The sequence below is a fragment of the Streptomyces sp. NPDC057623 genome (genome assembly GCF_042800355.1).
GTDB lineage: Bacteria > Actinomycetota > Actinomycetes > Streptomycetales > Streptomycetaceae > Streptomyces.
On record NZ_JBHVGZ010000103.1, the window covers coordinates 1 to 26,600 of the forward strand.

22 protein-coding genes and 3 pseudogenes are annotated in these 26,600 nt (G+C 67.9%); 11 read left to right on the plus strand and 14 right to left on the minus strand.

Annotated elements, in window-relative coordinates; all coding sequences use genetic code 11:
* Positions 1-235: 235 nt before the first annotated feature.
* The 3 genes from ACFU95_RS47060 to ACFU95_RS47070 all read left to right on the plus strand — a co-directional run bounded on the left by ACFU95_RS47060 (position 236) and on the right by ACFU95_RS47070 (position 5,886).
* On the plus strand, positions 236-832 hold the full coding sequence (locus ACFU95_RS47060) for an MFS transporter (RefSeq protein WP_383842727.1): 597 nt from the start codon (positions 236-238) through the stop codon (positions 830-832).
* A gap of 14 nt (positions 833-846) precedes the next feature.
* Positions 847-4,965 (plus strand): trypsin-like peptidase domain-containing protein, encoded by a 4,119-nt coding sequence (locus ACFU95_RS47065; protein ID WP_383842787.1) that lies wholly within the window; start codon positions 847-849, stop codon positions 4,963-4,965.
* A 492-nt stretch (positions 4,966-5,457) separates the two neighbouring features.
* Complete coding sequence (locus ACFU95_RS47070; protein WP_383842730.1) at positions 5,458-5,886, plus strand: hypothetical protein; 429 nt, start codon at positions 5,458-5,460, stop codon at positions 5,884-5,886.
* 129 nt (positions 5,887-6,015) lie between these two features.
* Here ACFU95_RS47070 and ACFU95_RS47075 read toward each other — a convergent pair.
* From ACFU95_RS47075 to ACFU95_RS47095, 5 genes and pseudogenes are all read right to left on the minus strand, one after another.
* Positions 6,016-6,521, minus strand: a pseudogene (locus tag ACFU95_RS47075) (transposase family protein); the annotation flags it as partial.
* A gap of 46 nt (positions 6,522-6,567) precedes the next feature.
* Positions 6,568-7,113 carry a GrpB family protein gene (locus ACFU95_RS47080; protein WP_383842733.1) on the minus strand — a complete coding sequence of 182 codons (546 nt, stop codon included), beginning with the start codon at positions 7,111-7,113 and terminating at the stop codon, positions 6,568-6,570.
* Between the two features lie 138 nt (positions 7,114-7,251).
* Complete coding sequence (locus ACFU95_RS47085) at positions 7,252-7,917, minus strand: dihydrofolate reductase family protein (RefSeq protein WP_383842736.1); 666 nt, start codon at positions 7,915-7,917, stop codon at positions 7,252-7,254.
* Complete coding sequence (locus tag ACFU95_RS47090) at positions 7,917-8,423, minus strand: SRPBCC family protein (protein WP_383842739.1); 507 nt, start codon at positions 8,421-8,423, stop codon at positions 7,917-7,919. The genes ACFU95_RS47085 and ACFU95_RS47090 overlap by 1 nt, the downstream gene beginning before the upstream one ends.
* A 3-nt stretch (positions 8,424-8,426) precedes the next feature.
* Positions 8,427-8,768, minus strand: a complete 342-nt coding sequence (locus tag ACFU95_RS47095) for an ArsR/SmtB family transcription factor (RefSeq protein ID WP_383842742.1) — start codon at positions 8,766-8,768, stop codon at positions 8,427-8,429.
* A 962-nt stretch (positions 8,769-9,730) separates the two neighbouring features.
* Here ACFU95_RS47095 and ACFU95_RS47100 point away from each other — a divergent pair.
* Positions 9,731-10,081, plus strand: coding sequence for a hypothetical protein (locus tag ACFU95_RS47100; protein WP_383842745.1), 351 nt, complete (start codon positions 9,731-9,733; stop codon positions 10,079-10,081).
* 52 nt (positions 10,082-10,133) lie between these two features.
* Here ACFU95_RS47100 and ACFU95_RS47105 read toward each other — a convergent pair whose 3' ends face one another.
* From ACFU95_RS47105 to ACFU95_RS47120, 4 genes and pseudogenes are all read right to left on the minus strand, one after another.
* The gene (locus ACFU95_RS47105; RefSeq protein ID WP_383842748.1) at positions 10,134-12,098 is read right to left on the minus strand and encodes an NAD-binding protein; all 1,965 of its coding nucleotides are present in this window, start codon (positions 12,096-12,098) and stop codon (positions 10,134-10,136) included.
* A 234-nt stretch (positions 12,099-12,332) separates the two neighbouring features.
* A pseudogene (locus ACFU95_RS47110) lies at positions 12,333-12,721 on the minus strand (response regulator transcription factor).
* A 22-nt stretch (positions 12,722-12,743) separates the two neighbouring features.
* Positions 12,744-14,252, minus strand: coding sequence for a DUF4246 domain-containing protein (locus ACFU95_RS47115; protein WP_383842751.1), 1,509 nt, complete (start codon positions 14,250-14,252; stop codon positions 12,744-12,746).
* A 173-nt stretch (positions 14,253-14,425) separates the two neighbouring features.
* Positions 14,426-14,710, minus strand: a complete 285-nt coding sequence (locus ACFU95_RS47120) for a hypothetical protein (RefSeq protein ID WP_383842754.1) — start codon at positions 14,708-14,710, stop codon at positions 14,426-14,428.
* Positions 14,711-14,792: 82 nt separating this feature from the next.
* Between ACFU95_RS47120 and ACFU95_RS47125 the strand changes: the two genes are divergently transcribed.
* Positions 14,793-15,011, plus strand: a complete 219-nt coding sequence (locus tag ACFU95_RS47125) for a hypothetical protein (RefSeq protein WP_383842756.1) — start codon at positions 14,793-14,795, stop codon at positions 15,009-15,011.
* Between the two features lie 234 nt (positions 15,012-15,245).
* A pseudogene (locus ACFU95_RS47130) lies at positions 15,246-15,653 on the plus strand (nitroreductase family protein); the annotation flags it as partial.
* Between the two features lie 245 nt (positions 15,654-15,898).
* On the opposite strand, the gene ACFU95_RS47135 reads toward ACFU95_RS47130, so the two are convergent.
* From ACFU95_RS47135 to ACFU95_RS47145, 3 genes are all read right to left on the minus strand, one after another.
* Positions 15,899-16,282 carry a DoxX family protein gene (locus ACFU95_RS47135; protein ID WP_383842759.1) on the minus strand — a complete coding sequence of 128 codons (384 nt, stop codon included), beginning with the start codon at positions 16,280-16,282 and terminating at the stop codon, positions 15,899-15,901.
* A gap of 57 nt (positions 16,283-16,339) precedes the next feature.
* Positions 16,340-17,200, minus strand: coding sequence for an NAD(P)H-binding protein (locus ACFU95_RS47140; RefSeq protein ID WP_383842762.1), 861 nt, complete (start codon positions 17,198-17,200; stop codon positions 16,340-16,342).
* Between the two features lie 97 nt (positions 17,201-17,297).
* Entirely contained in the window at positions 17,298-17,756 is a 459-nt protein-coding gene (locus ACFU95_RS47145) for a nuclear transport factor 2 family protein (RefSeq protein ID WP_383842765.1), read from the minus strand.
* Between the two features lie 135 nt (positions 17,757-17,891).
* Between ACFU95_RS47145 and ACFU95_RS47150 the strand changes: the two genes are divergently transcribed.
* A complete protein-coding gene (locus ACFU95_RS47150; RefSeq protein ID WP_383842768.1) occupies positions 17,892-18,782 on the plus strand; it encodes a LysR family transcriptional regulator in 891 nt (296 codons plus the stop codon).
* A 351-nt stretch (positions 18,783-19,133) separates the two neighbouring features.
* Here the strand turns inward: ACFU95_RS47150 and ACFU95_RS47155 are convergent, their stop codons facing one another.
* A complete protein-coding gene (locus tag ACFU95_RS47155; RefSeq protein WP_383842771.1) occupies positions 19,134-20,891 on the minus strand; it encodes a cellulase family glycosylhydrolase in 1,758 nt (585 codons plus the stop codon).
* 161 nt (positions 20,892-21,052) lie between these two features.
* Between ACFU95_RS47155 and ACFU95_RS47160 the strand changes: the two genes are divergently transcribed.
* Together ACFU95_RS47160 and ACFU95_RS47165 are read left to right on the plus strand one after the other, a co-directional pair.
* Complete coding sequence (locus ACFU95_RS47160) at positions 21,053-22,159, plus strand: LacI family DNA-binding transcriptional regulator (RefSeq protein WP_383842774.1); 1,107 nt, start codon at positions 21,053-21,055, stop codon at positions 22,157-22,159.
* Positions 22,160-22,334: 175 nt separating this feature from the next.
* Positions 22,335-23,852 (plus strand): glycoside hydrolase family 43 protein, encoded by a 1,518-nt coding sequence (locus tag ACFU95_RS47165; RefSeq protein ID WP_383842776.1) that lies wholly within the window; start codon positions 22,335-22,337, stop codon positions 23,850-23,852.
* Positions 23,853-24,560: 708 nt separating this feature from the next.
* Here the strand turns inward: ACFU95_RS47165 and ACFU95_RS47170 are convergent.
* Entirely contained in the window at positions 24,561-25,211 is a 651-nt protein-coding gene (locus ACFU95_RS47170; RefSeq protein ID WP_383842779.1) for a hypothetical protein, read from the minus strand.
* 583 nt (positions 25,212-25,794) lie between these two features.
* Between ACFU95_RS47170 and ACFU95_RS47175 the strand changes: the two genes are divergently transcribed.
* Positions 25,795-26,163: a hypothetical protein gene (locus ACFU95_RS47175; RefSeq protein ID WP_383842782.1), complete on the plus strand. Its 369-nt coding sequence runs from the start codon at positions 25,795-25,797 to the stop codon at positions 26,161-26,163.
* Positions 26,164-26,196: 33 nt separating this feature from the next.
* Positions 26,197-26,568, plus strand: a complete 372-nt coding sequence (locus tag ACFU95_RS47180; RefSeq protein ID WP_383842784.1) for a helix-turn-helix domain-containing protein — start codon at positions 26,197-26,199, stop codon at positions 26,566-26,568.
* Positions 26,569-26,600 lie beyond the last annotated feature (32 nt).

Consider the following 26,600-nt stretch of genomic DNA (forward strand, 5'->3'; position numbering starts at 1 on the left):
GACACACGGCTCCTCAGCCTGCCCACCACCAGCCACAGAAAGCGAAACGGCCCACCGACTCCGTCGGCGGACCGTCACGAAAGATCGAGGTTAGGAAGACCTGGAGTTGATCCGCGCAAAAGCACCTGGAGACGAACGGCCGCCGGACAGAGAAGGGCGCACGCGACTGACGGCCGGGCGCACGGGCCGGGCCCGGGGGACTGCCGCAGCGGTGCCAAGGGGCGGCTCCCGCACAGTGTTTCTCACCGTCATCGCCGGTCTGGGGGCCGTCAGTCCGCTGGCGACGGACATGTACGTGCCGGCGTTACCGGACATGGCGCGCTCCTTGGACACCAGAGTCTCCGACATGCAGACGACACTGACTGCGTTCCTGCTCGGCGTGATCACCGGACAACTCGTCCTGGACCCCATGACCGACCTGGTGGGACGTCGGCCCGTCCTCCTGTCGGGCACCGCCGCCTTCGCGGTGTTCCGTAAGGCGGTGGACTCGGACCGGTCGGAGCCAAGGAGACCAGAGTTCCCACCGGGAACTCGCCGCCTTCGGGTCTCGTTCGTACGGCCTACTTTATGGTGCGGCTCCGGTTCGCGCCGGGTGACGCTGGCCAGGACGGCAGACGGAGGAGGCCTCGTGGTACCCCTGACTCGGATTCCGCTGGAGGGCGAGGGCTGCGTTCTGGTCGAGGCCGAGTCCGCGTACGAGGGCCCGCTGCAGGAGGCCCTGGAACCTGTCGTTCTTCGAGGACTCGGCCCCGTCCAGATGACAACCCGCCTGGCGCCCTTCGTGATCACTCCTCCGGCCGCCACAAGCAGCGCGCGGCCCGGGTTGCTCTGATGCACGCCGATGCCATGAACAACTCCGGTCCAGCCGCCTCGTCCCTGCCCGCTGCCGTGGCGCAGGTCCTTTGCGCGGACGGGAGTGTGGCGGGCGCCGGGTTCCTGGTGGCCGAGGGGCTGCTGGTCACCTGTGCACATGTGATCGTGGCGGCGGGGGGCGGGCCTGGGGAGACGGTGCGGCTGGACTTTCCGCACGTGCCGGATGCACGGGCGGTCGAGGGCCAGGTCGTGGAGGGGATGTGGCGCGCACCGGAGTCCGAGGACGTGGCTGTGGTCCGGCTCACTGGCACATGGCCCGGCATGGGGTCAGTCCCCTTGGGCTCGGCGGAAGGCTGCCGTAACCATCGGGTCAAGTCGTTCGGTTTCCCGGCCCAGGCCCCGCCGGACGGGCACTTCGGTTTCGGAGTGGCCGGCGACCTGCTTCCGCCTTCGACCGTCCGGGGCTCGCTGCTGCAGCTCACCGCCGCCAACGACCTGACCACCGGCTTCAGCGGCGGTCCGGTCCTGGACGAGGTCACAGGCCTTGTCATCGGCATGCTCACCGAGATCACAGCGCCCGACGCGTTCGAGCGGGGGCAGGGCATCGCCTACGTCACCCCGACCCAGGCTCTCCGGGAGATCGTGCCGGAGCTGGAGGTGCGGGAGGTGTGCCCGTACCGGGGACTGGAGCCTTTCAGGGAAGAGCATGCCCACTGGTTCGAGGGGCGCAGGGAGGCGGTACGACAGGTGTTGGCCGGCCTCGCCGGGCAGCGCCGGCTCACGTTGCTGCTCGGGCCGTCCGGTTCGGGGAAGTCGTCGCTGATCCAGGCGGGGGTGCTGCACGCCCTGGCAGAGGGACGGGTGCCAGGGAGCGATCAGTGGCTGCCGATGGTGATCCGTCCCGGACAGGACCTGATCGCCGAGATCGAGAAGGCGGGGCTGCCCGGAGCAGCCGATGACGGGATCGCGGCGGCAGTCAGGCAGAGACTGGCCGCTGAGCCCGGCTGTCAACGTGTCCTGCTCGTCATCGACCAGTTCGAAGAGCTCTTCACGCAGGGCGCCGAAGATCGGTCGCTACAGCACATGACCGCCGCCGACGAGATCACCGCGGCCGCCGCATCGTCCGCTCAGCTGAGCATCGTCCTCGTCATGCGGGATGACTTCTACCCCCAACTCGCCGCTCATGCTCCTACGTTGCTGGACGCCGCGATGCCGGGACTGCTCAATGTGCCAGGTTCGTTGAGCCAGGAGGACCTGTACGACATCATCACGCGGCCCGCGCACAACGTAGGGCTCCAGTTCCAGCCAGGCCTGCCGGAGCAGATCATCGCCGACGTCCTGGCCACGGATGAGGAGGCCCCCGTCACTGCACTGCCCCTGCTGGAGCTGGCGCTGAGCCAGCTGTGGGTGCGGCGGAAGGACGGCTACCTCACGCATGAGGCCTACCGGCGGATCGGGGCGGTCAGCGGAAGTCTGACCACATGGTGCGACAGCGCCCTCGACGAGCTGTCACCCGATCAAGAGCCCCTCGCGAGGCTCATCCTCACCTCCCTGGTCCGTCCCGAAGACCGCAGTCGACGAATCCCAGCCGTCCGTGCGCAGGTCCCGCTCGACGAACTGCGCGGCCTGGCGGCCGGTCCCGACGACGCACGGGGTGGTGACGTCGATGTCGTCCTGGCCGCCCTGACACGCCACCGCATCATCACCACGCAGACGTTCCGCGACCCCGAGCAGCACCCCGATGCCCCTCCGGGAGAGCCGGTCGCGGAACTGATCCATGATGCGCTCATCCGCGACTGGGGTGTGCTGGGCGCGTGGATCCGTCAAGAGCACCAGTTCCAGGAATGGCTCGACAGCACGCGTGAACGGCGGGCACGGTGGGCCGAGGAGAACGACCCGGGAGACCTGCTGGCAGGAACGGCGCTCGCCGAGGGCCTCAATTGGTCACGGCAACGCGGTCTGCCCGACGACATCTCCGCTTACATCACCGCAAGCAAACGACGCCAAGAGGCCGTCGCCCAGCGCCGCAGACGCCTCAACACCACCCTTGCGACCCTGCTGGTGCTCGCGCTGCTAGCCGCCGGGGGTACGTTATGGCAATGGCGGGAGGCGGTCGCCGGACGCGAGGCGGCACTGTCACGGCAGTTGGCCGTCCAGTCCGACCGGCTCATCAGAACCAACCCCGAACTCGCTTCACTGTTGGCCATCCAGGCATACCGCGCCAGTCCAACCGCGGAGGCGCTCCATAGCCTGCGCACCGCCGCCGACCTCCCCCTGCAGCGGCGCTTGTCCGGCCATGCCCGTACGGTGACCTCGGTCGCGTTCAGTCCAGACGGCAAGACCCTGGCCACCGGCAGTAACGACCACACCGCGCGGCTGTGGGACGCAACCACCGGCAAGACCCGCCACGTTTTGAAGAAGCACACGGACGAGGTGTATTCGGTCGCTTTCAGCCCCGACGGCAAGACACTCGCGACCGCAAGCCGCGACACATTTGTGTACTTGTGGGAAGTGGCCACCGGTGAGCCCGTTGCCAGACTCAGCGGACACCCTGACGTAGTGAGCTCGGTGGCGTTCAGCCCCGATGGCAAGATCCTCGCCGCGGCGAGTGGCAACGAGGTGCAATTCTGGGATTTGACCGCCAATGAGGCGGGCCCTGTGCTGACGGCACCCACGGGAGCGGTGAACTCGGTCGCGTTCAGCCCAGACAGCAAGACTCTGGCCAGCGGCAGTGACGACTCCCGGGCACGGCTGTGGGACGTGGCCACCGGCAAGCTCCTCGATACGCTGCCGGGGCACACCGCTCCGGTGGTCGCGGTCTCCTTCAGCCCTGATGGCAAGACTCTCGCCACCGCCGGAGACGATGTCACTGTATTGCTGTGGGACCTGGGCACGCGCAAGCCCGCCACGACTCTGACCGCCGACACCGAATCGGTCGCCTTCAGCCCCGACAGCAAAACATTGGCCACTGCGGGCGGCTTTCAGGGCGATCACTCCGTGCGGCTGTGGGACGCGGCCACCGGCGCCACGACCACGGCACTGACGGGGCATAGCGATCAGGTGTCTCACATGGCGTTCAGTCCTGACGGCAAGATCCTTGCCAGCGCTGGAAGGGACCGCAGCGTACGGTTGTGGAACCTGACTCCGGCTGTGACGGGCACCACGCTGGCAGGACACGCCGATTCAGTGCAGGCAGTAGCGTTCAGCCCTGACGGCCAAACCCTCGCCACGGGCAGCGGAGACAAAACGGCCTGGCTGTGGGACGTCGCCACCGGGACGGCCCGCCGCACCTTGGAGGGACACACCGATGCGGTGAGCACGGTGGCGTTCAGTCATGACGGCGAGACACTGGCCACGGGCAGTTTCGACTCTACGGTCCGGCTGTGGGAGGCGGCCACCGGCAAGCTCCTCCACCTTCTTCAGGGGCATATCAGCGGTGTGACTTCGGTGGCGTTCAGTCCTGACGACAAGACCCTCGCCAGCACCGGAACCGACCGGACCGTGAGGCTGTGGGAAGCCGCCACCGGGACCCACCGTGCCACGCTGAAAGGACACACGGACGAGGTGACCTCGGTCGCGTACGCCCCGGACGGCGAGACCCTCGCCACCGGCAGCTATGACTACAGCGCTCGGCTGTGGGACGTGACCACGGGAACCACTCGACATGTCCTGCGGGGGCACAACGGCGCGGTCAGATCGGTGGCGTTCAGCCCTGACGGCGAGACCCTCGCCACCGCCAGCAATGACGAGACAGCACGACTGTGGGACGTGGCGACAGCCAAGACTCGCACCACCCTGACCGGGCACACGAGCGAGGTGCACTCTGTGGCCTTCAGCCCCGACGGTGAAACCCCTGCCACTGCCAGCAGCGACCACACCGCACGACTATGGGACAGGGCCTCCGGAAAAGAGCGCGTCACACTGACCAGACACACCGATCCTGTGATCGCAGTAGCGTTCAGCCCTCACGACCACATGGTCGCCACAGGCAGCACGGATTTCACCGCGCGATTGTGGAGTGTCGCCCTCCCTCAACCCGCCGCGGCGATCGGAAAGATCTGCGGTGCCGTCAACCGAGACCTGACTTCCCAGGAACGCACCGCCTATCTCCCAGGTCAATCGGCCGATGCTGTCTGCCCCACCCACACGTAGCCCCAACAATGGAGCCGCCTCCCAACTCCGCCCGTCAGTAATCAGCGACGATCCCTGAGGTTTCCGCTCTGCAGATAACGTGGCTTGGGGGAACGGGTGCAGTTTCGGTGGGATGTCTGGCGGGAGGGCGGATGAGGCGCCCTGCGATCCAAGGGAACCCGTCAACTGCCATCGCCCACCTGGCCTTCGGGTTCGGCCGGATGCGACGGTCGGCAAGTTCCGGAACCGAGCACTGCGCAAGCCGCCAGTGCCAGTACGTGCAGCCGGACCATGGCACACGTCGGGTCAACATCTCAATATGCGAATGGCAAACAATAAGGATGGCGAAATGAAGAGTTGAGCTGTCTACATCTTAGTCATGAACTGGGTCAATCCTGAACTGAAGCTGCTGATGCGCGAGGAGTAATGCGAAAGATCGAGATGCAGGAGTGCGCCGCAGGGGTGCAGAATGACAGAAAGGCTTCCTCTCATCCCCGCCACTAGGGGGCATCCATGCGCGGCGTCGGTATTCATCTGTCCAGCCCCATGCGCAATGGTATAGGTGCTGCTCTCTTGAGTTTGGCGCTGGTCGCAATGAATGCTGAGACCGCCATGGCGGAGCAACCCGCCACGTTGCCGGGGGAGTTGGTGGGTAGCTGGATTACCGAAGACAAGTCAAGTTACGCAGAATTTGAATCCGATTGGACCTATGTGTACAAAGAAGGCAACTATACCGAGGTTGGAGAGTTCGAAATCCAAGGGAAGACCATCCAGTATTCACCCAAGGTGGCACTGGAAAAGCAAGATGAGCAGTCCCTCCCTGCGCCGTATTCGGAAACCTGGAGCGTGGAAAGGGGTGACGATGGAATTGATGAGCTAACCACTAATGGGGAAAGTGTCAGTTTGCTCTATTCTGAAATGACTATCGGTAATTGTGCATAGAAATATTCCCATGTCTCAAGGGCGGGAGAGCCCCGTAACGCGATCACTGAGTGAGGCTTTCCAACCTCATACTGATGGTGCGAGGTGGAGGCCCAGTACGGCTTGCTGCCCGGCCGACAGGTTCTCCTAGCGCCCCCGGTAGGGCACCTGGGCGGTGCCGCCAGCACCTTGGTGCGCCTTGTCGGCCTAGCGCGGGATGTCGGCTTGGGTGAGGGCGTCGATGATGCCGTGGGTGCGGGCCGGCCCGGATGTCGTGGACCGCGCCGGGCAGTGCGGGTGATGCCCACAGCAGGTTTCCGAACGGATCGGCGATCACCTGCACGTTCATTCCGTGCCGGTGGTTTGCCGGAGTAGTACGGCCGGTCGGCGGCGGCCAGATCCGGCGCACGGGCCGCAAGGATCTCGACGGCTTCAGCCACGTACCGATACGCGGTGGTGGTACCGACGCCGAAACCGGCGGCGAGCTGGGCGTAGGTGTGTCCGCACCGCAAATGGGTCAGGACGAGCAGGGCCTGTCGACTCGCTGGAAGCCGGCGCCACCGCGTCCCACGCTCGCACTGTTGCGTGACCAGCAGGTCGGACAGGTTGCTCTTGGTCGACAACCCATCTACCAGGAGCTTCACCCTTCCCCTCACGCAGCTCTTGTCAACTCAGCCTGCGCGCAACCAGCTTGGCAAAGACTCAGCGCTTCTCCCACACGGGCACCGATGGCAGTCCGAGTTGTGTGCGAGCACGGTCGGTGAGTTCCTGCACCAGAGCCGTCTTGGCGCGCGCATACTCACCCGGCCCTGTACCAGCGGCGGCGATCGCCCGCTTGAGCTGCGTGTATCGGGTCGCGTCCTCGGGATGGGTGCGCAGGTAGTCCCGGAAGATCCGCTGGTTCCGGGTAGACCAACTCGCCAGGGTCACCACGTGCAGGATATGGCTGCGGACCCCGTCATCTGCGCGGACGTACAGCAGCCGGTCAGTCATCCCGTTGTTGTGCGGGTGAAAGCCGAGGTCGGCGAGCGCCGCTTGGTGGGGTGCGGTGTGCCTGAGGTCGTGGACAGCGGCCATCAGGTCGATGACGGGTTTGGCCGCCAGCCCCGGGACAGCTGTCGAGCCGATGTGCTCGATTTCCACGAACAGCCCAGGTGCCGCTGCTCGGAGAGCATCGATGGCGGCAGCGGCATGCCGGGGCCAGCTCGGGTCATAGTCGGCTACGTGGACGACGCTGGGCTCTGACACGGCCGTCATCCTGGTCAACGCAGGCTGCGATGTCCATCGGTATTCCGCCCAGCCACCACGCCCTCCCTCACCATCTGAGGTGTGGTTCAGGCGTGTGCGCCGGCGTGCTCGGGTCACCAGGCCGTGGCGGTGGCGCGGCTACCGTGGGTGCACGGCGTAGGTCAGGTGCGTCACCCGTGGCGACGGCTCCGAACGGACCGGCTTCAATGCGACCCTGGACGCGTCCACGCCGTCGAACAGGCGGGTGCCGGCGCCGAGAAGCACCGGTGACAGCGCGATCGAGAACTCGTCGACGAGACCGGCGTTCAGGTGCTCCAGGATCGTCGCGCCGCCGCCGGCGATGCGGACGTCGCGGTCGCCGGCGGCCTCGCGGGCCTGGTCGAGGGCGTGCTCGATGCCGTCGTTGACGAAGTGGAACGTGGTGCCGCCGGGCCGTTCCCACGGGTCACGCTTGGTGTGCGTCACGACGAAGACCGGGGTGTGGAAGGGTGCCTCCTCCGGCCATGCGTGCTCGCCGAGGTCGAACATGCGCTTGCCCATGACGCTCGCGCCGGTGCGCTCGAACGTCTCCCGCGCGATGTCGTTGTCGCGGCCCTCCTCGCCGCCCTCGCCCAGCTTCAGGTTCTGCCGGATGAACCGCAGCGGGAACAGCCACTGCTGGAGCTCCGTCCACTGGGCCTGCCAGCGCTGAACGTCCGGGTCGGCCTGCTTGCCGGGCGCGAAGAAGTCGTCAACGGGCACGGACTCGGGCGCGATGAAGCCGTCCAGTGACATCGTCACGCTGAAGAACACCTTCCCGGCCATCAGCCCTCCGCCCCCTTCCGCGCGAGGTCGGTGACGTAGGCCGCCAGGCTGCTCAGAGTCTGCTGGCCGCCCTCGACCGCGTGGTACTTCTCGACCGCCTCGTCGCGCAGTTCCCTGGTCGGAAACACGGTGCGCATCACGATCCGGGTCGCCGCGCCGTCCTGCGTGAAGGTCAGGACCGACTCGAATGCGTTCGGGTCGTCGCGCGACTCACCGTGCAGCAGCGCGATCCGCTCCGGCGGGGCGATCAGCAGCCAGCGGATCCACTCGGAGTAGTCGGTCCCGTCCGGCCCGTGCAGCACGAACTCCCACTCACCGCCCTCGCGGAACTCGAAGGACCGCGTGGTGGTGGTGAACCCCTCCGGCCCCCACCACCGCGACAGGTGCCGGACCTCGGTGAACGCCTCGAACACCAGCTCCCGGGGGGCGTCGATGACCCGGGAGATCACGATCTCCCGGTCGGCCGTCGCCGGCTCCGCCCGCGCTTCTCGCCTTGCCGCTGCCATCGGTCATTCCTCCTGCCGTGTCTGCTTGAGGTCCTGCACGTAGGTGTCCAGCCGGTCGAAACTCTCGTTCCAGAACCGCTCGAATCCGCCGACCCACTCGTGGACCGGCCGCAGCCCGCTGGCGTCGAGGCCGTAGAGGCGCTGCTTGCCCGCACCGCGGACCCGCACCAGCCCCACCTCCCGGAGTACCCGCAGGTGCTTTGACGCCTGCGGCTGGCTCATCCCCAGCTCCTGGGCCAGGTCGGTCACCGGCCACTCACCCGCCCGCAGTAGCGCCAGGATGTCCCGGCGCTGCGGCTCGGCGATCGCGTTGAACGCGTCCGACGTCGTCGCTGCTCGTGCCATGACAGCCATCGTATGCCCATATAGGCATGCGTCAACCGGTTGGGGATCTGGCGAGTCCCGCCGGATGGCGATGCAGGCCCCCGGCCCCGGCCCCCTCTCGGCTATGGGGGTGCGGTGAATCGCCCGTCCGGGTGCCTGTGCAGCCTCGTCGGCCGCGCCGACGCGCTGGGATGCGGTGCGGTGTGGGATCAGCCGGACCGCATGCCCGTCCACCTTCGCCGATACCGGAGCGACCGTCCGAAATCGGTCTGGGCCTGCTCGGCCAAACGATTCAACCCCCGCTCCTCGACCGCCAGTTCCTCACGCCCGACCTGTAACTCCTGTGCAGCTGTCTGGCGATGGCGCCGGTAGTGAACCGGGGGAGTCCGTTCAGCTCTGTGTCGGAGCCGTGGCGCCGACACTGGCCGGATCACGCCACAAGTTGCCTAGTAACCAGGGGAGGTGGGCTGTTCTACTGGAGAGACTCCTGAGAGACGGGCCATTGCCAGGTGCCGTCGGGCAGCCATCGCGCTCCTTCAGCTGACCGGGGCGGGCGAGACGAGGGGGGGCACAAGGTGAGTGGTGCGGGGGACGGTACGCCTTCGGGGCGGCGGATGAGTCTGGGAGAGGTTGCCGCATTGGTCTCCGCGGCCACCGCTGTCGTCGGCCTCCTGCTGGCGGTGTTCGGCGTGCCACTCATCGGGGGCTCACCATCGGGCAACCGTCCCGTGGCCGGTGGGGCCGCCGCGGCGTCCGTCGCACCGGACCCGTCCGCATCATCCGCATCATCCGCATCGTCCGGGTCGTCCGTGTCGGCCACGCCGCCGAGCAGCCCGGCGCCATCACCCTCCGCATTGCCGAGTGGTTGGCGTCGTGTCAGCGCACCCGATCTCAGGGCCGTCTTCGCCGTCCCCGACGGCTGGACTCAGGACGTCGACAGTGACATCCAGAGCAACTGGAGTTCCCCCGACGAAAGCCACGCCATGAGTCTCAAGCGGGACTTGTCGTACGGATCGACCCCGAAGGCAGCCGGCGCAGGACAGCTCGAGTGGTACCGCGACACGGCGGTGTCCAAGATGGCCGACCTCAAGGTCGTCACCCACCCGACCCGGCAGAACGGCGAGAGTGCCCTCTGGCTGGAGATCGACTACCACTGGGCAGGCCAATCCGAGGCCCGCAGACGCGTCGAGCTGTTCGTCGCGGGCAAGGCCGGCCATGTCTACCAGCTGCTCTTCGACACCGCCGTCACCCCTGGGAAGCTGGCAACTCAGAAACAGCTGTTCGCAACCGCACGCGCCCATCTACTCATCGACGAGAGTGTGCGACCGTCATGACTGGGCGTCCCCGCTGACCGGGTCACGGGTGACGAGCCCAAAACGCCGGTGGTCATGCCCCGTTGCTCCCCGCACTGTTCTGCGTACCTGACCGAGGACGTCGGCCCAGCAGTTCGGCCAGGCCCTGGCGGGTGGCGGCGATGACGACGCGGTCCTGGGGGCGCAGTACGTAGCCGGGGTGGAGGTCCCACACCAGGCCTGCGGGGCGGTCGCTGCCCTCGAAGGCCCGTGGCACAGCGCCGAGGTCGGGGAGGCGCTCGCCCGGCTCGGCGGTGTCGAGAGCCAGTACACGCCAGGCGCCGGGGCGGAAGGACTCGGCGATGGTCCTGCTCTCCAACTGGGGGTGTCCAGAGACATTCAGGGCGGCGAACAACAGGACCCGGCGTTCGACGGGGACGGCGCCCAGGATCTGGCGGCCCATCATGGCGCTGGCGAAGGCCGGGGCCGCGAGGGTGGAGACGCTGCGGCTGCGGGTCAAGGCGCGTGGGTGGGCGGCGCGCAGGGTGCGGTAGACGGCCTTGGCGAAGTCGTCGTCGTACAGGCGCAGCGCCGTCCGGAGATCGGGCTTGACGGATCGTGCGTACAGGGCGGCTTCGAGGTTGGTGGTGTCGTGGCTGGTCAGGGCGAGCAGGGAGTGCGCGCGGTGGATCTTGGCGGCTTCGAGGACGCCTTCCTGGGTGACGTCCCCGAGGATGACCGGGACGCGCAGGCGGCGGGCGAGTGGGATACCGCGCGCCTCGGGGTCTTCTTCAACGCAGACCACGGGAACGTCGAGCTCCGTCAGCCGGGACAGCACCCGGGTGCCGATCTTGCCGAGGCCGAGCAGGACGACGTGGCCGGACAGCCCGCGCGGTGGGCGGCGCAGCGCTGAGGCGGTGCGGAAGGTGCCGAGGGCTTCCAGCGCCGTGGCGAGCAGGACGGGAAGGAAGAGTAACCCTGCGAGCCCGGTGAGGAGTTGAAGGATCTGGCGGGAGGTGGGCTCATCGAGGGCCGGGTCGTTGATGGCGAACAGATCGAGGAGGGTGAGGTAGGCGGCATGCAGGGCATGCGGTTCGCTGGTCTGCCAGGTGGCGATCGCCAGTCCCAGGACAGACGTGGACAGGCCGGCCAGCGTCCAGCGCAGCCGCCGGGAGAAGAGCTGTCCGAGCGGCAGGCCCCGTCTTGTCAGCCGGCCGGACGGGGGAGTGGAGCCGGTGTGCGTGACGGCCTCCAGGACCACGGCGCCACGGCCGGGGGCGGCGGTGACCGTGTCGTCGTCGGGCAGCAGCGCGGGTCCTTCCTGGCCGCTGGCGTCCGAACCTTCCGTTCCTGCCGGATCGTTGGTGGTCGAGGAGAGCAGAGCCAGCGTGCACAGGCCGGTGTCAGCGGGCTCGCCATGGCCCGGCGGGGTGCGCTCCACCGCCCGTAGCAGCAGCCCGTCGGCCTGTACGACCTTGCTCGTGCCGGCGACGGCGGTGGCCGCGAGGGCGGGCGCCGCCGTGTCGGCATCCGACAGAACGGTGGTGGAGGTGTCCAGGGCCGCCGGGTCCAGGCCGGGCACGGCGAGTGCGGCGGCTTGGTCGAGGAGCTCCTCCAGGTGCTGGCCGAGCTTGCGGTTGTAGAGCCGGATGACCAGACGCAGCCGAGGGTTGAGGCGGCGGGCGGCGAGCGCGGCGTGGATGTTGGTCTCGTCGTCGTCATGCACGAGCGCCAGTGCGGCCGCTTCCCGGACGCCTGCCTCGGCGAGAACGGCCTCGTCGAGTTCGACGGCCTCGATCACGCGGGGGACGTCGAGCGCCCGGCCGGTGAGGGTGTCGTCGGTCCGGCTGATGACGTCCTGTATCCGGCGTAGCAGGGCCGAGACCCGTGCCTGTCCCACCGAGCCGGGCCGCTCGCCGGTCGGTACGACGAGGGTGACCCGTTCCCGGTAGACCGCGCGCAGCTCGGTGGCCAGCCGTTCCGCGAGCGCGTCGTCGCCGGCCACGATCATGTGTTCCGGGCGTGCCGCCCCGCGAGTTGGCTGGGGGAAGGTGACCATGACGTGCGACCTCCGGTCGGGTGAGGGAGAGAACGGTGGCAACCGCGATCGGCGCAGCGTGGGGTCCGCAGACCGCCGACCAGACTTTCCGAGTACGCCGCTTGGACCGTACATGTTCTCTACGCGGCTCCGGCATGCCGAATCGCTTACCGGGACTCACCGCTCAACAGGGCGCGAGAGATGCCGAGTTGGTTCACTTGCCCTCCGCCGGCCCGTGACTTGGCCGGTCGGGTCTCACGGCTCGATCAGTCCGACGCGGATGGCGTAGCGCGCACCTTCCAGGCTGCCCTTGAGGCCGAGTTTCTGGAGCATGTCGGCGCGGTGGTGTTCGACGGTCTTGGGGCTGATGATGAGCATGCCGGCGATCTCTTGTGACTTGTGCGGATGAGGGCGTTGACGGCGCCGGGGTAGGTGAAGGGTTCGCGAGCGGCCTGGAGTCCGGTCAGGCGAGGCATGGCCAGGTCTGGCCGGTGAACGCGAGTTGCTTCGAGAGCTTCGGCGCCGTCGCCGGCCTCGGCGAGCACGGTGAGGTCGGGTTCGCTGTCAAGGATGAGGCGCACTCCGCGTCGCACCGTGAGGCCTTCGTGAGGCTCTCCTGCGCGACGCGGCAGATGGCCGAGCAGACCCCTGTGACGAACAAGGGGTTCAGTGCTCGCAGAGGGAGAATTCTCGTTCGTAGAGCTGCTCGTTGTGTTCGTTGACGAAGAACTTGCGTTCCTGCATGAGTTGTTCGCGGTATTCCTTGGCCTGTTCAAGCGTCATGGTCGAGGTGTCGGACCATGGCTGTTGCGGGGGCACATCGGAGGTCGAGACGACCTGTTCCGACGGGTCGACCAGGAAGAACGCGAGAATTTTGCGATGTCCCGGGCGGGTGGGGTCCATGAGGCGGAATGAGCCGACGCGGTGTTGCAGGGTGTTCGGGAACGCCAGGCACCGGCCCGCTGGGGTCGACGCCGAGCCCAGCACCTGGTTCAGCGCGTCTTCGTCCTCCAGGCCGTAGACCTCGCGCAGACCGTTGTCGTCGTTCTGTTCGTAGTCCGGGTCGTCGAGTGCCGCGCGGAAGCTCAGCCGGCTCTCGGTGATGTTCTCGCTGTCCCAGTAGTAGATGCCGGTCGAGACGATCCGCTCGTTCAGCATCCCCTCGACATGCCACGAACCGCCGGCGTACTCGGGCTTGTCCGGGGTGAGATGAATGGTGGCGAGCTTGACGATGACCTGGAGACGGCGACCGCGCAGGTCGACCCGGGTGGAGTCGTCGGGCAGCTCGGGCGGAGTGAAGGCCGGGGCGTCCGGGACCACCGGGCGGCGGTTCTCCCACCAGTCGTCCTGGGCCTCTCCCCACAGATGGACGGCCTCTGCGTAGGCCCCGGCATCGCTGTAGGAGGACTTGTCCGGATACTCCGGCTTCGAGTCGTACCACCCGTAAGGATCGGCCTCGATCCGCAGGGGCCGCGGATGGCGCAGATCGGTGAGCACGTTCTCCAGTAGCGGGCGCACGCGCGCGAACAAGTCCGGCAGGACGCAGGCCAGTTCGCGATGAGTATCGGGGTGGACGTTGTTGACGTACGAACGGAAAGTGACATCGCCGTCGTCACTCACATCGACGTCAGTGGGCAGCCACTGGAATCTCTCCGAGAACTCGTGCCGCGAATAGCGGTCCGTCGGGTTCTGCCAGGCCCGCTCGGGCGCGCCGCTCACGTCACGCACCAGGCAGAACAGGGAGGGATGAACCAGATCCAGTACCTGACCGTCGGATCCGGGATGCCAGTCCTGTTCCGCTTCGGGGACCTGTTCCAGAACCCGAACCGCCTCGCGCAGCCGGGACCTGAGCTCGTCGTCGATCAGTGTGTCCGACTGCCATACCCCGTCGACGGCGGAGACCTCTACGCCGGTGCGTCCGTCCCGCAGTGCGGCGTAATGCGCGAGTTCGGCAAGCACGTAGCGAACCTGCGCTTCGGTGAGGCCCTGGGCGACCGCTTCCTGCGTCCACCTGGCGGCGATGTCGGCGTCGTTCATCTTGCCGAACCACCCCGGCTTCGCCCGAATGTGGGCGCTGCACTGCATGATCTGCAGTTCCCGCAGGGTTCGGGGCGTCGCGAACGCTATGGAACGGGACGCATGAAAGGGCAGCGGGAAAGCAGACAGGCCAGACAATTCTCTTGGTCCTCCCAGTCGGTGTGCGGCGGCGGGAAGGATACTTCAGCAGACTGACACCGCAGTCCTGGCCCCAGTCATCGCTGGTCGTGATGCTCTTGCCTTCCGTCCGTGCGGCGGCCCTCCGTCCGGGCGAAGGCCCCGATGGAGAGTCGTGAAGGACGGCCACGGGCCTACTCGCCCGGCGGAACTCGAACGAAGCCCTCGGCCCAACCGTCCTCGTCGAGTTCGCAGGCGTCGAAGTAGAAGCACTCCGGTTCATCACGGAAGCCGGGTAGCTGTCGAGCCTGGCGCACGCGCTCTTCAACCCGTTCGAGGGTTGAGTAGATGCCGAGCAGTTTTACGTCGTCGCCGTCCGACTCGTCGCAGAACACACCGCTCTCGTCGACATGCACGGTCGAACCGTCGTCGCCGGCTTCGTTCTGGTGGCCGACATGCCACAGCGGATACACGATCACGAGCGCGAAGCTATCAGCCGTCTAGTGCGTGGACGTTCGGGGCCCGTCACGTCCTGCGGTGCTCGCCCGAGGCGATCGTGAGATGGAGGGCGATCCGGTCGACGGTCCGGGCGAGGGCCTTGGTGTCTTCGGGTCGCACCCAGAACGGGACGCGGTCAACCCCGGCGGCCGCGACGTAGGCGTCGACGTCCGCGGGTTCGCTGCCGAAGAGGGTGACGGGGAGCGGTGCGTCGCTGCCGGGTTTGCGGGCTGTCTTCTTGAACTCCCGGAAGGAAAGATCGTCGTCACCGTCACTCGGTAGCCGCTGAGGACATCCCCGAGTACGTGATCGACGGGGGCCGTCGCACGGTACCGGCGTGGGCAGGCTTCGCGGACGGGCTCAGCCTCCGCCGGGGCCTGAGCCCGGCTTCGAGATGTCGAGTCACGACCTCAAGCCCGAGCCTCTTTCGAGGAGCGATCCGGACCGCCTGTCGGCTCCTGTGTGGGCTGAAGACGGTAGAGGGGTGGTGGTCGCCATATGAGAGGGAGAGCAGACGTGGACGTGTACGAAGCTGTGGACAGTCGCCGGGCTGTGCGGGCGTTCAGCGATGAGCCGGTGTCCAAGGAGATACTCGAACGCGTGCTGACCGCAGCGACGCGGGCTCCGTCGAGTGGGAACCTCCAGCCGTGGCATGTGTATGTCGTGACCGGCGAGCCCCTGGCCGAGCTGAAGAGGCGTGCGACGGCCAGGGCACTGGCGGGAGACCCGGGGGATGAGCGGGAGTATCCGATGTACCCGGCCGAACTGACCTCGCCGTACGTGGACCGCTTTTCCGCTGCGGCTGCTCAGCGGTACGAGACACTGGGGATCGAGCGCGACGACCCCGACAGGCCCATGAAGATGGCCGCTTTGAACTCGCAGGCGTTCGGGGCCCCGGTCGTGCTGTTCTGCTACCTCGATCGGCTGCGTACCGGGCGGGCGGACGTGGCAGAGACAGTCAGTTTCATCGGCGGGTGACCGAGCATGCCGGTCAGAGAAGACGTGATCAATCGGTCGCCAGTAAGCCTGGCATCGCTCATGGCCCCACGGACGCCTTCCGGAACCTGGTCCGCCACCGGTAATTCGGCAACGACCTCATCGGCCTTGAGGCCGCAGCTTCCGCCACCGGGCATGCGGCCACGGGAAGGCGGGGGCGCCGACGACCCTTCTCAGCTGCCGAAGGACCAAGGGCCGAAGCGGCCCCACGCGATGAAGACGGCAAGTGCGAGATAGACCGTGTTCAGGAGCACCAGTTTGGACTGACCGAGGCGGCCGTGGGTGATCATGGCGCCGACCATGAGGGCGATCCAGCATGCTGCTGTCACCGGCACCATGACCGGTGCGATGTCGAGCACAGCAGGCAGGATCAGGCCGATCGCGGCCAGGAGTTCGAGGACCCCGAGGGTCTTGATGAAACCGGTGCTCGCGTTGTGCGTCCATTCCCCGCCGTGCTGCGCGGCCAGTCTCGCCTTGGGGATGAGGGTCTTGCTGATGCCGCCGGCCAGGGCGACCGAGGCCAGCAGTCCGGCGGCGATCCAGAGAGTGAGGTTCATGGGTGGACTTCCGGGCTTCTGTGAGGTGGGTGCGGTGTCGGGGGTACCGGTGGCGCGTCAGCCGCCGAAGGCCGGTGCGTTGTCGTGCGCCCAGTCGGCGAAGGTGCGCGCGGGTCGGCCCAGCAGGTCTTCCACGGTGCTGGTGGTGGGTCCTGGGCGATGGGCGTAGTCGGCCAGGGAGCCGAGCAGTCGGTCGGGCACCTCCGCGGGCAGCCCTTGCGCGAGCATGCCCTGGCGTATGTGCTCCGGCGGGAGCTCCTGGAAGGACAGTGCCCGGCCGAGGGTGGCGCCGATGAGGCGCACCTTCTCCATCTGGTCCAGCGGCTGAGGTCCGGTCAGGGTGTGGATCGAGCCCGGGGGAAGGCTGCCGTGGAGGGCGCGTGTGGCGACCGCCGCGATGTCGGTTTCGTGGATGGGCGAGGTGGTGGCTCGGCCGTATGCGCCGCGCACCACGTCACCGGACCTGATCTGCGGCGCCCACGCCAGTGCGTTGGCAGCGAAGTCGGCCAGGCGCAGGATCGTCCAGTCCAGGCCGGAGCTGCTGACGAGGTCCTCGGCGTGCCGGAACTGCGCGGCGAAGCAAGCTTCCCCCGCGGGATACTCCACGGTGGTGCCCGACAGCAGCACCACACGCCGCACGCCCTGCCTGACGGCGAGCCGCAGGAGTTCGCCAAGTCCCGGGCCGGTGGCGCGCGGGCTGATCTGCAGGGCCTGCACTCCTTCCAGCGCCGCCTCGATCCACTGTGGGCGGAACAGGTCGCCGCTGACGGCTTGGACGCCGTCCGGGAGCGGGGCCGAGCCGGGACCGCGCGTGACCGCTGTGATGGCCGTGATGGCCGTGCTTTCCGTGCCGCCCTGTAGCAGCAGGTTCATCACCTGACGCCCGACGACGCCGTTGGCTCCAGTGATCAGGATCATGACAGTTACTCCTTTGGTTGATATTGCGTGCGGCTGGCGCTGGGGAGAAGTGCATGTGCCGGTGGTCGGTGATGGTGAGTCGGCCCGTCGGTGGTCGTCAGTCGCGCCTGTGCCCCAGGTGCCGGGGCGGTGAGCCCGTGAGCGGGGTCGAGTCGAGGTACCTGACCTCGTAGACACGTTCGCTGAACTTCCAGCCGTCGGAGGTGCGCTCGTAGCCGTCGTGATAGAGGGCGTAGTTCAGGTGCGAGCTGCCGTCGTGCATCCGCCCGAACTCCTGGATGTACACGCGCCCGACCGCGGTGTCGCCGTCAAGCCGGACAATGCCGGGGTGGACGTTCTGCACGAAGAACTCCCACAGCCCTTGCCCCCACTCGATCCCCGCGCGGATCTCCTCGCGGCCGACGAACTCCTTGTCGATGTGCGGCCAGCGCATGGCGCCGTCGGGCGTGAACAGTGAGGCGACGCGGTCGAAGTCGCGCATCATCACAGCGTCGTTGACCTCGGCGCGTAGCTCCTCGATCTCGAAGCGATCGACGACGGCCCGCATAGCGCTCATCGGATCCCCTTGCCCTGTCGATGCGTCGGGGAGGCGTCTGACGCCTGCCCGGTGGATGATGTTTCCAGCATCGACGCAGGTCAGTGGCGGAACAAGGTAGAGTCCGTGGAGCTATTCATAACGTGGGAGTTATGCATGGAGCTGCGCGACATCGAGATCTTCCTGACGCTGGCCGAAGAACTGCACTTCGGCCGCACGGCCGAACGGCTTCATGTGTCCCAGGCCCGCGTCAGCCAAGCCATCCGCAGACAAGAACGCCGCCTCGGCGTGGCCCTGTTCGATCGCACCAGCCGACGCGTGGCCCTGACTCCTGTCGGCCGGCGCCTGCGGGAAGACCTGCAGCAGGCTCTCGACCTCCTCCACGCCGGACTCGCCCGCGCCCAAGCAGCTGGCCCGGGCACGCACCGGACCCTTCGGCTGGGTGTCTTCGGCCACGCCGGACACGAACTGCGCCCCCTCGTCGACGCGTTCCGCACCCGTTACCCCGGCAGCGACATCCAGTTCGGCGAGATCAACGGCACCGACGCGTTCACCGCCCTGCGCACCGGCGAGCACGACGCGCACGTGCTGTGGCTGCCCGTCGCCGAACCGGACCTCACCGTCGGCCCCACCGTGCTCACCGGAGGCCGCGTGCTGGCCGTGGCCGCAGACCATCCGCTCGCCCAACGCGGCACCGCGTCCCTGGAAGACCTCGCCGACAACCACGTAGTCGACCTCGGCTCCGAAGCCCCCGAGTACTGGGTCGCTTCCATGGTCCCCACCCGCACCCCGCTCGGCCGCCGCATCCCCCGAGGCCCCGCCGCGCGGACCTTCCACGAGATCCTCTCCCTGGTCGCCGCCGGACGCTGCGTCCACCCGCTGGGCGAAATCGCCGCCCGCTACAACAAGCCCCCCGGCATCGTCTTCCTGCCCCTCCATGACGCCCCCACCCTCGAATGGGCGCTCACCTGGCGTACCACCGCCGACAGCCCCACCATCCGCGCACTGGCCCAAACCGCCGCCGACCTCGGCCCCATCGCACTGTGACAGCGGCAACGGGCAGCGACTGGGGGAGGCAGGCGGCCAACCCGGCCGCTACGTCCGCCACAGCACTGTCCGCGCGGCCCCGGGTATCCGGGTGTGGCCGCGAAGCATTCCTCCCGCGTCGGTAGTCACCTGTTGATCAGTCAGCTGGTGCAAACCGGCTGCCGAGCATGTCCGCGACGCCCTCCATCAGGGCAGCGCGGGCCGACGATTCAGGCCGGGCGAAGGACGGCCAGGGAGAGTCATCGGCGGTCTGCTTTCGTCGGGGCATCTGCGAACAGGCCTGAGGGCCGCACGGCCGTGTGTCGGCCGCGCGGCAGTGATGCGCGAGGGGTGGAGCCGGAGGGCTCCAGGTCAGCCGGTCGTTCCGGTCACCGTGCCGCCCGACTTGGTGACGTTGTACGTCACCGTGGCGCCGCTCCAGAAGTGGAAGGTGAGCCTCACCCGGGAGCCGTCCTTCAGGGAGTTCACGAACTCGGGGGTGAGCTTGATGGAGTCGCCGGTGTAGGCGGTGAAGGAGGCGTCCCACTGCTGGTAGCCGGCCCAGTCCGCCGGGCCGGCGTTGCTTCCGTCGTCGTACTTGGCCGCCATCGTCGCCAGCAGGTCACCGCGGAACCGGGTGGGGATGGTCAGGCCGCCGGTGTCTCCGGAGGCATTCGACAGCACCGGGACGTCGTAGGTGATCACCTTGATCCGCCACGGCACCCCGCGCGAGAACCTGGCCTCCAGCGTCGCGTTGACTCCGTACGTCCGATCGCCGGCCAGCTCGGTGAGCGCGGCGGCCGTCAGCGTGAGCTGGGTGCCGGAGACGGTGTAGTCCCGGCCCTGCACGAGGTTGCGGTTGCCGTGCCTGAGTCCCTGGAAGTCGGTGCCGTTCGGGTTCAGGGTGAGCGTCTGGCTGGTGATGGGGCTCGACTTCGACAGGAACACCTGGTCGGTGGAGGCGGTTCCGGAGCGGGTGGTCCAGCTCGACCTGATCTGGGCGAACAGCTCGGCGTCCCGCCACTGGAGGGTGTTGCGGTTCAGGAACTGACCGGCGTCCCACAGCATGGTGGTGAGCCTGCGCTCGCGGGCGTAGTTGCCCAGGAACTCGAAGTACTTGAGCTGCTCGCCCGCCTCGATGACGCCGGGGCGGTTGTGGTCGTAGGCGAGCAGGGCGTACTCGCCGACGATGACCGGGATGCCGCGCGCGGTGAAGGCGTTGTGCACCCGGTCGAACTGAGCGGTCAGGTCCTGCTGCGAGGTGGCGTCGAAGCGGGTGTAGCCGTTGATGTTCACGCTGAACGGCCACCACCCGTAGAAGTGGATGGTCGTGGCCACCATGGGGTCGCGCAGGTCGGCGAGTTCGGCGGCCAGCGCGTCGAGTCGGCCCTGCTCGGAGTTCGTGTACAGGGTGGGCAGGACGAGCAGACGGTCGGCGTTGCGGCCGCCGGACTCCCGCACGATCGCGTGGAACACCCTGTCGAGTTCCGCCAGCAGCCGGTAGTTCTGGTCGTCGCCGGACGTGCCGCTGAACTGCGGCTCGTTGATGCTTTCGAGGACGAGCCGGGCCGGGTAGTCGCGGAACTCGGCCGCTATCTGCGTCCAGGTCGCCCTGTACCGGGCGAGAACGGCGTCGTGGTCCGTCGACAGGTTGTTGACCCACATCCACGAGTCGTGATGCATGTTCAGCATCACGTACAGGTTCTCGTCCAGGGCCCAGTCGACGACCTGCCGCACCTTCGCCATCCAGGCCGGGTCGATCCTGTAGTCGGGCGCGGCGCCCTGGTGGGTGCCCCAGGTGACCGGCAGGCGGATGCTCTTGAAGCCCTGTGACCTGACCTTTTGCAGGAGTGCCCTGGCCACGGGCGGGTTGCCCCAGGAGGTCTCGTCGGGGATGGCGTCGTAGGTGTTGCCCATGTTCCAGCCGGGCTGCATGGCCGCCACCGCGCTGCGGGCGGCCGGGGCGCTGGGCGGCGGTACCGGCGGATCGGCCGCCTGGGCGGTGGCGGGCAGCAGGGGCAGCAGCGCGATCGCCAGCAGGAGTGCCGCGAGTCTCCTGGTGCGTCGCCGGAAGAGGAGCCTTGGAGAGAGAAGCCTTGAGGCGAGAAACCTTGCCAGTCGCGTCGTCAACACGTGCACCTTCCGGTGGGGGCGGCTCGAATGTCAGGAGCCGTCTGAGGTGGCTGAGGTGGCTGAGGTGTCTACAGAGGAGAAACTTTCGTTGTGCGCGGCGGAGAAATTAACATGAAGATGTGTCAGAGGCCACAGGTGCGTCCGTAGGAGATGCGAGAATGACGCGGCGCGGCCCTACGGCGCTGACGAGCGGTTGGATGATCGGGAAGGTCACTTTGGCGGACAACGCAGCAGATGGACCGGCGGATCCGGACCGCAAGGAGCGCGACGCGCCCAAGTCGGTCACGATCGCGTACATCGCCGAGTCCGCCGGGGTTTCGGTTCCGACCGTCTCCAAGGTGCTCAACGGAAAGTCGGGGGTGTCCGCGGACACGCGCGCCCGTGTCGAGGAGCTGATCAACCGGTACGGCTATCGCAAGCCGGCCGGGAGCAACCGGAGCAATGTCATCGAACTCGTGTTCCGCGAGCTCAAGGACATGTGGGCGGTCGAGATCATCCGGGGCGTGGAACGGGTGGCCCGCCAGCACCGCGTCGGCGTCATGGTCTCCGAGTTCGGCCTGCACGAAAGCAAGGCTCCGGCCTGGGACGACACGGTGTCCCGGCGTCCGAACTGCGTGCTGTCCGTGGCGCAGTTGTCCGAGGCCGAACGCGAGCAGCTGACGGCGAAGGGAATCCCGTTCGTCGTCTTCGACCCGATCGTGGAGCTACCGGACGACGTCCCGTACGTGGGAGCGACGAACTGGTCCGGAGGCCGGACCGCGACCCGCCACCTCGCCGAACTCGGGCACCGCCGCATCGCGATGATCAGCGGCCCCGAGGGCCAACTGTGCTGCGCCGCCCGGCTGGACGGCTACCGCTCCGCGCTGCGGGCGGCCGGCCTGCCCGTCGATCCGGAGATCATCGTGCACGCCGGCCTCACGCGCGACGACGGCTGCGCCGCGGCGCGTTCCCTGCTGGCCCTGCCGGAACGCCCGACCGCGATCTTCGCCGCCAACGACCTACAGGCGCTCGGTGTCTACCAGGCGGCCCGCGAGGCCGGGTTGCGCATCCCGGACGACCTGAGCGTCGTCGGCTTCGACGACCTGCCGGTCGTGGCCTGGGTGGACCCACCCCTGACAACCGTCCACCAGCCCCTGACCGAGATGGCCGTGGCCGCGACCGAACTGGCGCTCACACTCGGCCGAGGAGAGGAGGCCCCCCAGGTCGGGCTTGAGATCGCGACGACCCTTACGGTCCGGGCGAGTACGGCTCCGCCCAAGGGCTGAGGAGCGCGGCTCGACGCCGTCGCGTCGCCCTGCTTCTCCGGTGTGTCCGGGCACTTGGTGTGCGCTGCGATAGGGGAGGGCATTGACCGCGACGGGGCCTGTGGCTAACCTCCGCTGGAAACTATCTGGCATGAAGATGCGAAACTTTCTCACCGCTGCCGAGTGAAGGGACTCGATGAGGGTGTCGAGCAGGCCCGAGACGGGCGCCACCATCAGCAACCCTGTGATCCCCGGCTTCCACCCGGATCCGAGCATCTGCCGGGCGGGCGAGGACTACTACCTCGCGTGCTCCAGCTTCGAGTACTTCCCCGGTATCCCCGTCTTCCACAGTCGGGACCTGGTGCACTGGACCCAGATCGGCAACGCCCTCGACCGGCCCGGTCAGCTGCGCCTGCCGCCCGAGACCCCCTCGTCCGGCGGCCTCTACGCACCCACGCTCCGCTATCACGACGGCCGCTTCTGGCTGATCGTCACGAACGTGAGCAGCGACGGCAACGTACTGTTCACGGCCACCGACCCGGCCGGCCCCTGGTCCGATCCGATCCGGCTGCCCGACGTGCACGGCATCGACCCGGACCTCGCCTGGGACGACGACGGCAACTGCTGGTGCACCGTCGCGGGAGTCAGTCAGTTCCGCATCGACCCCCACACCGGTGAGACGTTCGGTGAGCCGACGCGCCTCTGGTCCGGCGCCCCCGGTGCCAAGGCCCCCGAGGCACCGCACCTGTACCGCATCGGCGACTACTGGTACCTGCTCATCGCCGAAGGCGGAACCGAACGGTGCCATGGCGTCTCGATCGCCCGTGGCCGCACCCCCAACGGCCCGTTCGAGCCCTGCCCGGCCAATCCGATCCTGACCCACCGCGGCACCGACCACCCCATTCAGAACACCGGACACGGGGATCTGGTGCAGGGGCCGGACGGTTCCTGGTGGATGGTCTTCCTCGGGGTCCGACCACACGGCGGCACTCCGGGCTGGCACGTCCTCGGCCGGGAGACCTTCCTGGCTCCGGTGAGCTGGGTCGACGACTGGCCGGTCGTCGGGGAAGTGTCACCCGTCATGGCCGCGCCCCCGTGGCCGCTCCAGGAGCCCGCCGTCGTGCCGGTCCGCGACGACTTCGATCTCAGCGAACTCGCCGTCGGCTGGATCTCGCCCCGCTTCCGGCCCGCGCGGGACTGCACCACGAAGGAACGGGCCGGCTGGCTGAGTCTGCACGCCCGCGGGGAGTCACTCGACGACCCCGAGGTCACCTTCCTCGGTCGACGCCAGCAGCATCCCTCCTGCCGTACCCGGGCGCTGGCCGACCCGGCCGAGGGACGCGGTGGCCTGGCCGTCCGGCTCGACGAGCAGCACCACTACGAGATCGAAGCGACCCCCGGACACGTACGGGTCCTCGCCCGCGTCGGCCCGCTCCACTCGGTGGTGGCCACCCACCCGACGACCGACGGTCCCGTGGTGCTCAGGATCGACATGACCGCCACCCGACAGGTCTCCGACGCCCGCCAGGGACCGGACACCGTCTCGCTCGGCGTCGAGGACGAGGACGGCACGTTCGTCGAACTGGCGGCGCTCGACGGCCGTTACCTGTCCACCGAGGTCGCCGGCGGCTTCACCGGCCGGGTCATCGGCCTGTACGCCTCGGCCGGAACGGTCCACTTCGACTGGTTCGACTACGAGGCCCTCACGGACTGAACCCCGAACTCACCCGGCCCCGACCGCCATGGCTCGGTGGGGCCGGGGTACCTCACAGCGAGCCGGGGTACGTGACTGCAATCGCCCCTGAAGGCCGGCCTGGAAGCGGAGGTCGACGGGATCGAGGGACGCGGAGTTCATCGAGTGGCGGGTGACGCACCGACAGCACCCCAGCCCCGGCCACGTCGTCCCGGTGAGGCGCCGCCCGGCGCGGCCCACCGGGTTCCCCTGCTTGCGTCAGCCGCCGCTGCCTCGATCGCCCGGTTCAGGCACTGCTCCAGCATGGGGCGTCTTCGCGTCCGACAAAGGAGCGGCGTCGGTGCGGGACGCTCTCGGCAGCCGAGCGAGGCAGGGCGATTGCGCGTGATCACTACGAGAGCCTGGGCATCCCGACGTCATCGTGCCGTCGCGGTCGCTGCGAGAGGACGTCGCCCAGCCGACCCGCGCCTTCGATGCGATAGCCGACAGCTCTCCAACCCCCAGGGACTGCCCTCATGTCTTCGGCACCGTCGTGGAGTTCATCGTCCGGCGGGCGGTCTTCGACTGTGAGGGCAGCGAGCTCGGGCCGCTGACTCGGACGCCCCATTGCTGCCTGCGGCGCGGCATTCAACCGCTCGGATCAGCCGCCCGCAGACTCGCACTGGGCATCCCGCGGGCAGTCCCGTGGGACAGCACACCGCGCCCGATGCCTCCGACGCATGCCGGCTTTCAGCTGTCAGTGTCCTCGGTCTGGTCCTCCTCCTTCGCCGCAGTCGGCTGAGCAGCGGGGGCGGTGTAGAAGACGGATTTGCCTTGCTTGGAACGCTCAGCCTGGCTCCTGGCCACGAGACCCTCAAGGGTGACGCGCACGACCTTGGTCGTGGTCTGGCGCTCGGGGTAAGCCTGGCCGAGTGTTTCGGAGATCTCCGCAGCGGAGCGCGGTTCTGTCTGCTCGGCGAGGGAGCGGCGGATGAGCTCGACCAGGGTGGGCTGGGCCGCCTTCGTGGCAGCCGTCTTAGTTGCCGTCTTAGCTGCGGTCTTGGTGGAGGGCTGCTTGGCCGCTGCCTTCGCCGGCGTGGCGGGGGCCTTCCGTGTCCTCTTCTTCGGGCCGCTGTCGGCACTGGCCTTTCGCCGGGGGGAGGGCACCATGGTGCCTTCAGGCTCCGGCGCAGACGCGGCGGGCGCTTCGGTGATGCCGAGAGCCTGCTGCATGTTCACCAGCACGGTGTGGTCCTGCTGCAGGGCGGCAAGCTGCTCTTGCAGGGAGGCGAGTTCCGCGCCGATGCGTTCCTGCTCCTTGACGTTGCGTTCGAGGTCACCGGTTACCTGGGCCACGTACTGCGATGTGAGTTCTGTGGGGGGAGTTGTTGTCTCGGGCATGAGATCGACCTTTCGTCGGCGTATGACTGTGCGGCAGGGGCTGCACACCCCTGTTAGGTGAACGAGCCGATGCCCGTGGGGACGTCGAAAGTACCGGAAGTTACCTTGGCGTACAGATGGTACGGACAAACAGCGCCGGTTGTTCCGTCCGGGTTGCCTCTTCTTGACGCGAGGGCACTCTCATGGCTGCGGTGCCATGTCCGGGAGGGTCGCACTGCGGGTTGCTTTCGTGCCCGCGGGCGGAGGCAGTTGCCAGAACACCTCGCTGGTCGTCCGATGGTGATGCCCTGCGTGCGGGATACGTGCGGTCACCAGCCGGTCGAGGAGTTCTTTTCCATGCCTCGCCGGATCTGCCCGTCACCCAGACGCGTGAACTCGCGGTCCGGTCGACCTCATCACCAGTAACCGGGCGCCCAGCGACTGCTACCCGCTCTCCCAGGACCCGGGTCGTCGGCCGAGTCGCTGCTGGACCGGCTGATCAGCGCCGGCCACCAGGCCATCATGAACGGCCCCAGCTACCGACCCAACAAGCCTCCGGAGAACGGCGGTTACTCTCGCTTCACCCACATCAAAGGAGGTTCAGATGCTCGAAGGTGTGTTGATCGCCGAAAGCCTGCAAGCCGGAGCCGAGCTGACCGGGATCCAGCTGCAGATCACCAAGCTGACGCGAGTCGAGATGACGGACGTCGGGGATGCCCAGCCGCGGCTCTGGACCCTGCTGGACTTCACCGCCGACGAGGCCGAGGCTCCGCGACTCGCAGATCAGCTCGCCTCTAACCTGTCTTCAACGGGAGGTTGGTACACCGACTTCCACACTCCATCCGACACGTTCGTGGTCTTCGCCAACAAGGTCTTCAGCTATCCACGCGGGCAAGCCGAAGGCCGCCGCGAAGCTCAGGACTACGGCCGCTCCGTCGGGATCCCGGAACAGCAACTCGACTGGCGAGACTGACCCTCGGGCTCGGCTACTGAACTTGATTGAGTGATGTCGGTGGCGTTCACGTCACAGCGGCCGGGCGCCTCAGGTAGCCCTTGGCCGGTGAGATACGGGCAGGGCGGCGGGCTGACCGACGTCGGGAGGGCCACGCGGGAGCGGTTTCGGCTGCAGGCCGTGGAACGCTTCGAGGGTGGGGAGAAGAATCGGGAGATCGCTGCCGCGCTGAGGGTGAGCGAGCGGTCGGTGGAGCGGTGGCGTCGGGCCTGGCGCGAACGTGGCGAGGCGGGCGTGCTGTCGAAGGGCTCGCCGGGTCGGCCCCGCCTCAGCGAGGCCCAGGTCGCCCGACTGGAGCGGGAGTTAGAGGCTGTTGTCGTTCCGATCTTGAGGGGTGTGGACCGAACGGGAGTTTCGATGGGGTGAGCTAGCCTGTCCGCCGTGGACCACGCCCCCGA

Excerpts from the sequence above, each read along its gene's own strand:
- ACFU95_RS47065 (WP_383842787.1), top strand. The coding sequence starts at position 847 with ATGAACAACTCCGGTCCAGCCGCCTCGTCCCTGCCCGCTGCCGTGGCG.
- ACFU95_RS47070 (WP_383842730.1), top strand. The coding sequence starts at position 5,458 with ATGCGCGGCGTCGGTATTCATCTGTCCAGCCCCATGCGCAATGGTATA.
- ACFU95_RS47085 (WP_383842736.1), bottom strand. The coding sequence starts at position 7,917 with ATGGCCGGGAAGGTGTTCTTCAGCGTGACGATGTCACTGGACGGCTTC.
- ACFU95_RS47090 (WP_383842739.1), bottom strand. The coding sequence starts at position 8,423 with ATGGCAGCGGCAAGGCGAGAAGCGCGGGCGGAGCCGGCGACGGCCGAC.
- ACFU95_RS47095 (WP_383842742.1), bottom strand. The coding sequence starts at position 8,768 with ATGGCACGAGCAGCGACGACGTCGGACGCGTTCAACGCGATCGCCGAG.
- ACFU95_RS47100 (WP_383842745.1), top strand. The coding sequence starts at position 9,731 with ATGAGTCTCAAGCGGGACTTGTCGTACGGATCGACCCCGAAGGCAGCC.
- ACFU95_RS47105 (WP_383842748.1), bottom strand. The coding sequence starts at position 12,098 with ATGGTCACCTTCCCCCAGCCAACTCGCGGGGCGGCACGCCCGGAACAC.
- ACFU95_RS47125 (WP_383842756.1), top strand. The coding sequence starts at position 14,793 with ATGGAGGGCGATCCGGTCGACGGTCCGGGCGAGGGCCTTGGTGTCTTC.
- ACFU95_RS47135 (WP_383842759.1), bottom strand. The coding sequence starts at position 16,282 with ATGAACCTCACTCTCTGGATCGCCGCCGGACTGCTGGCCTCGGTCGCC.
- ACFU95_RS47140 (WP_383842762.1), bottom strand. The coding sequence starts at position 17,200 with ATGATCCTGATCACTGGAGCCAACGGCGTCGTCGGGCGTCAGGTGATG.
- ACFU95_RS47145 (WP_383842765.1), bottom strand. The coding sequence starts at position 17,756 with ATGAGCGCTATGCGGGCCGTCGTCGATCGCTTCGAGATCGAGGAGCTA.
- ACFU95_RS47150 (WP_383842768.1), top strand. The coding sequence starts at position 17,892 with ATGGAGCTGCGCGACATCGAGATCTTCCTGACGCTGGCCGAAGAACTG.
- ACFU95_RS47160 (WP_383842774.1), top strand. The coding sequence starts at position 21,053 with ATGACGCGGCGCGGCCCTACGGCGCTGACGAGCGGTTGGATGATCGGG.
- ACFU95_RS47165 (WP_383842776.1), top strand. The coding sequence starts at position 22,335 with ATGAGGGTGTCGAGCAGGCCCGAGACGGGCGCCACCATCAGCAACCCT.
- ACFU95_RS47170 (WP_383842779.1), bottom strand. The coding sequence starts at position 25,211 with ATGCCCGAGACAACAACTCCCCCCACAGAACTCACATCGCAGTACGTG.
- ACFU95_RS47175 (WP_383842782.1), top strand. The coding sequence starts at position 25,795 with ATGCTCGAAGGTGTGTTGATCGCCGAAAGCCTGCAAGCCGGAGCCGAG.
- ACFU95_RS47180 (WP_383842784.1), top strand. The coding sequence starts at position 26,197 with ATGTCGGTGGCGTTCACGTCACAGCGGCCGGGCGCCTCAGGTAGCCCT.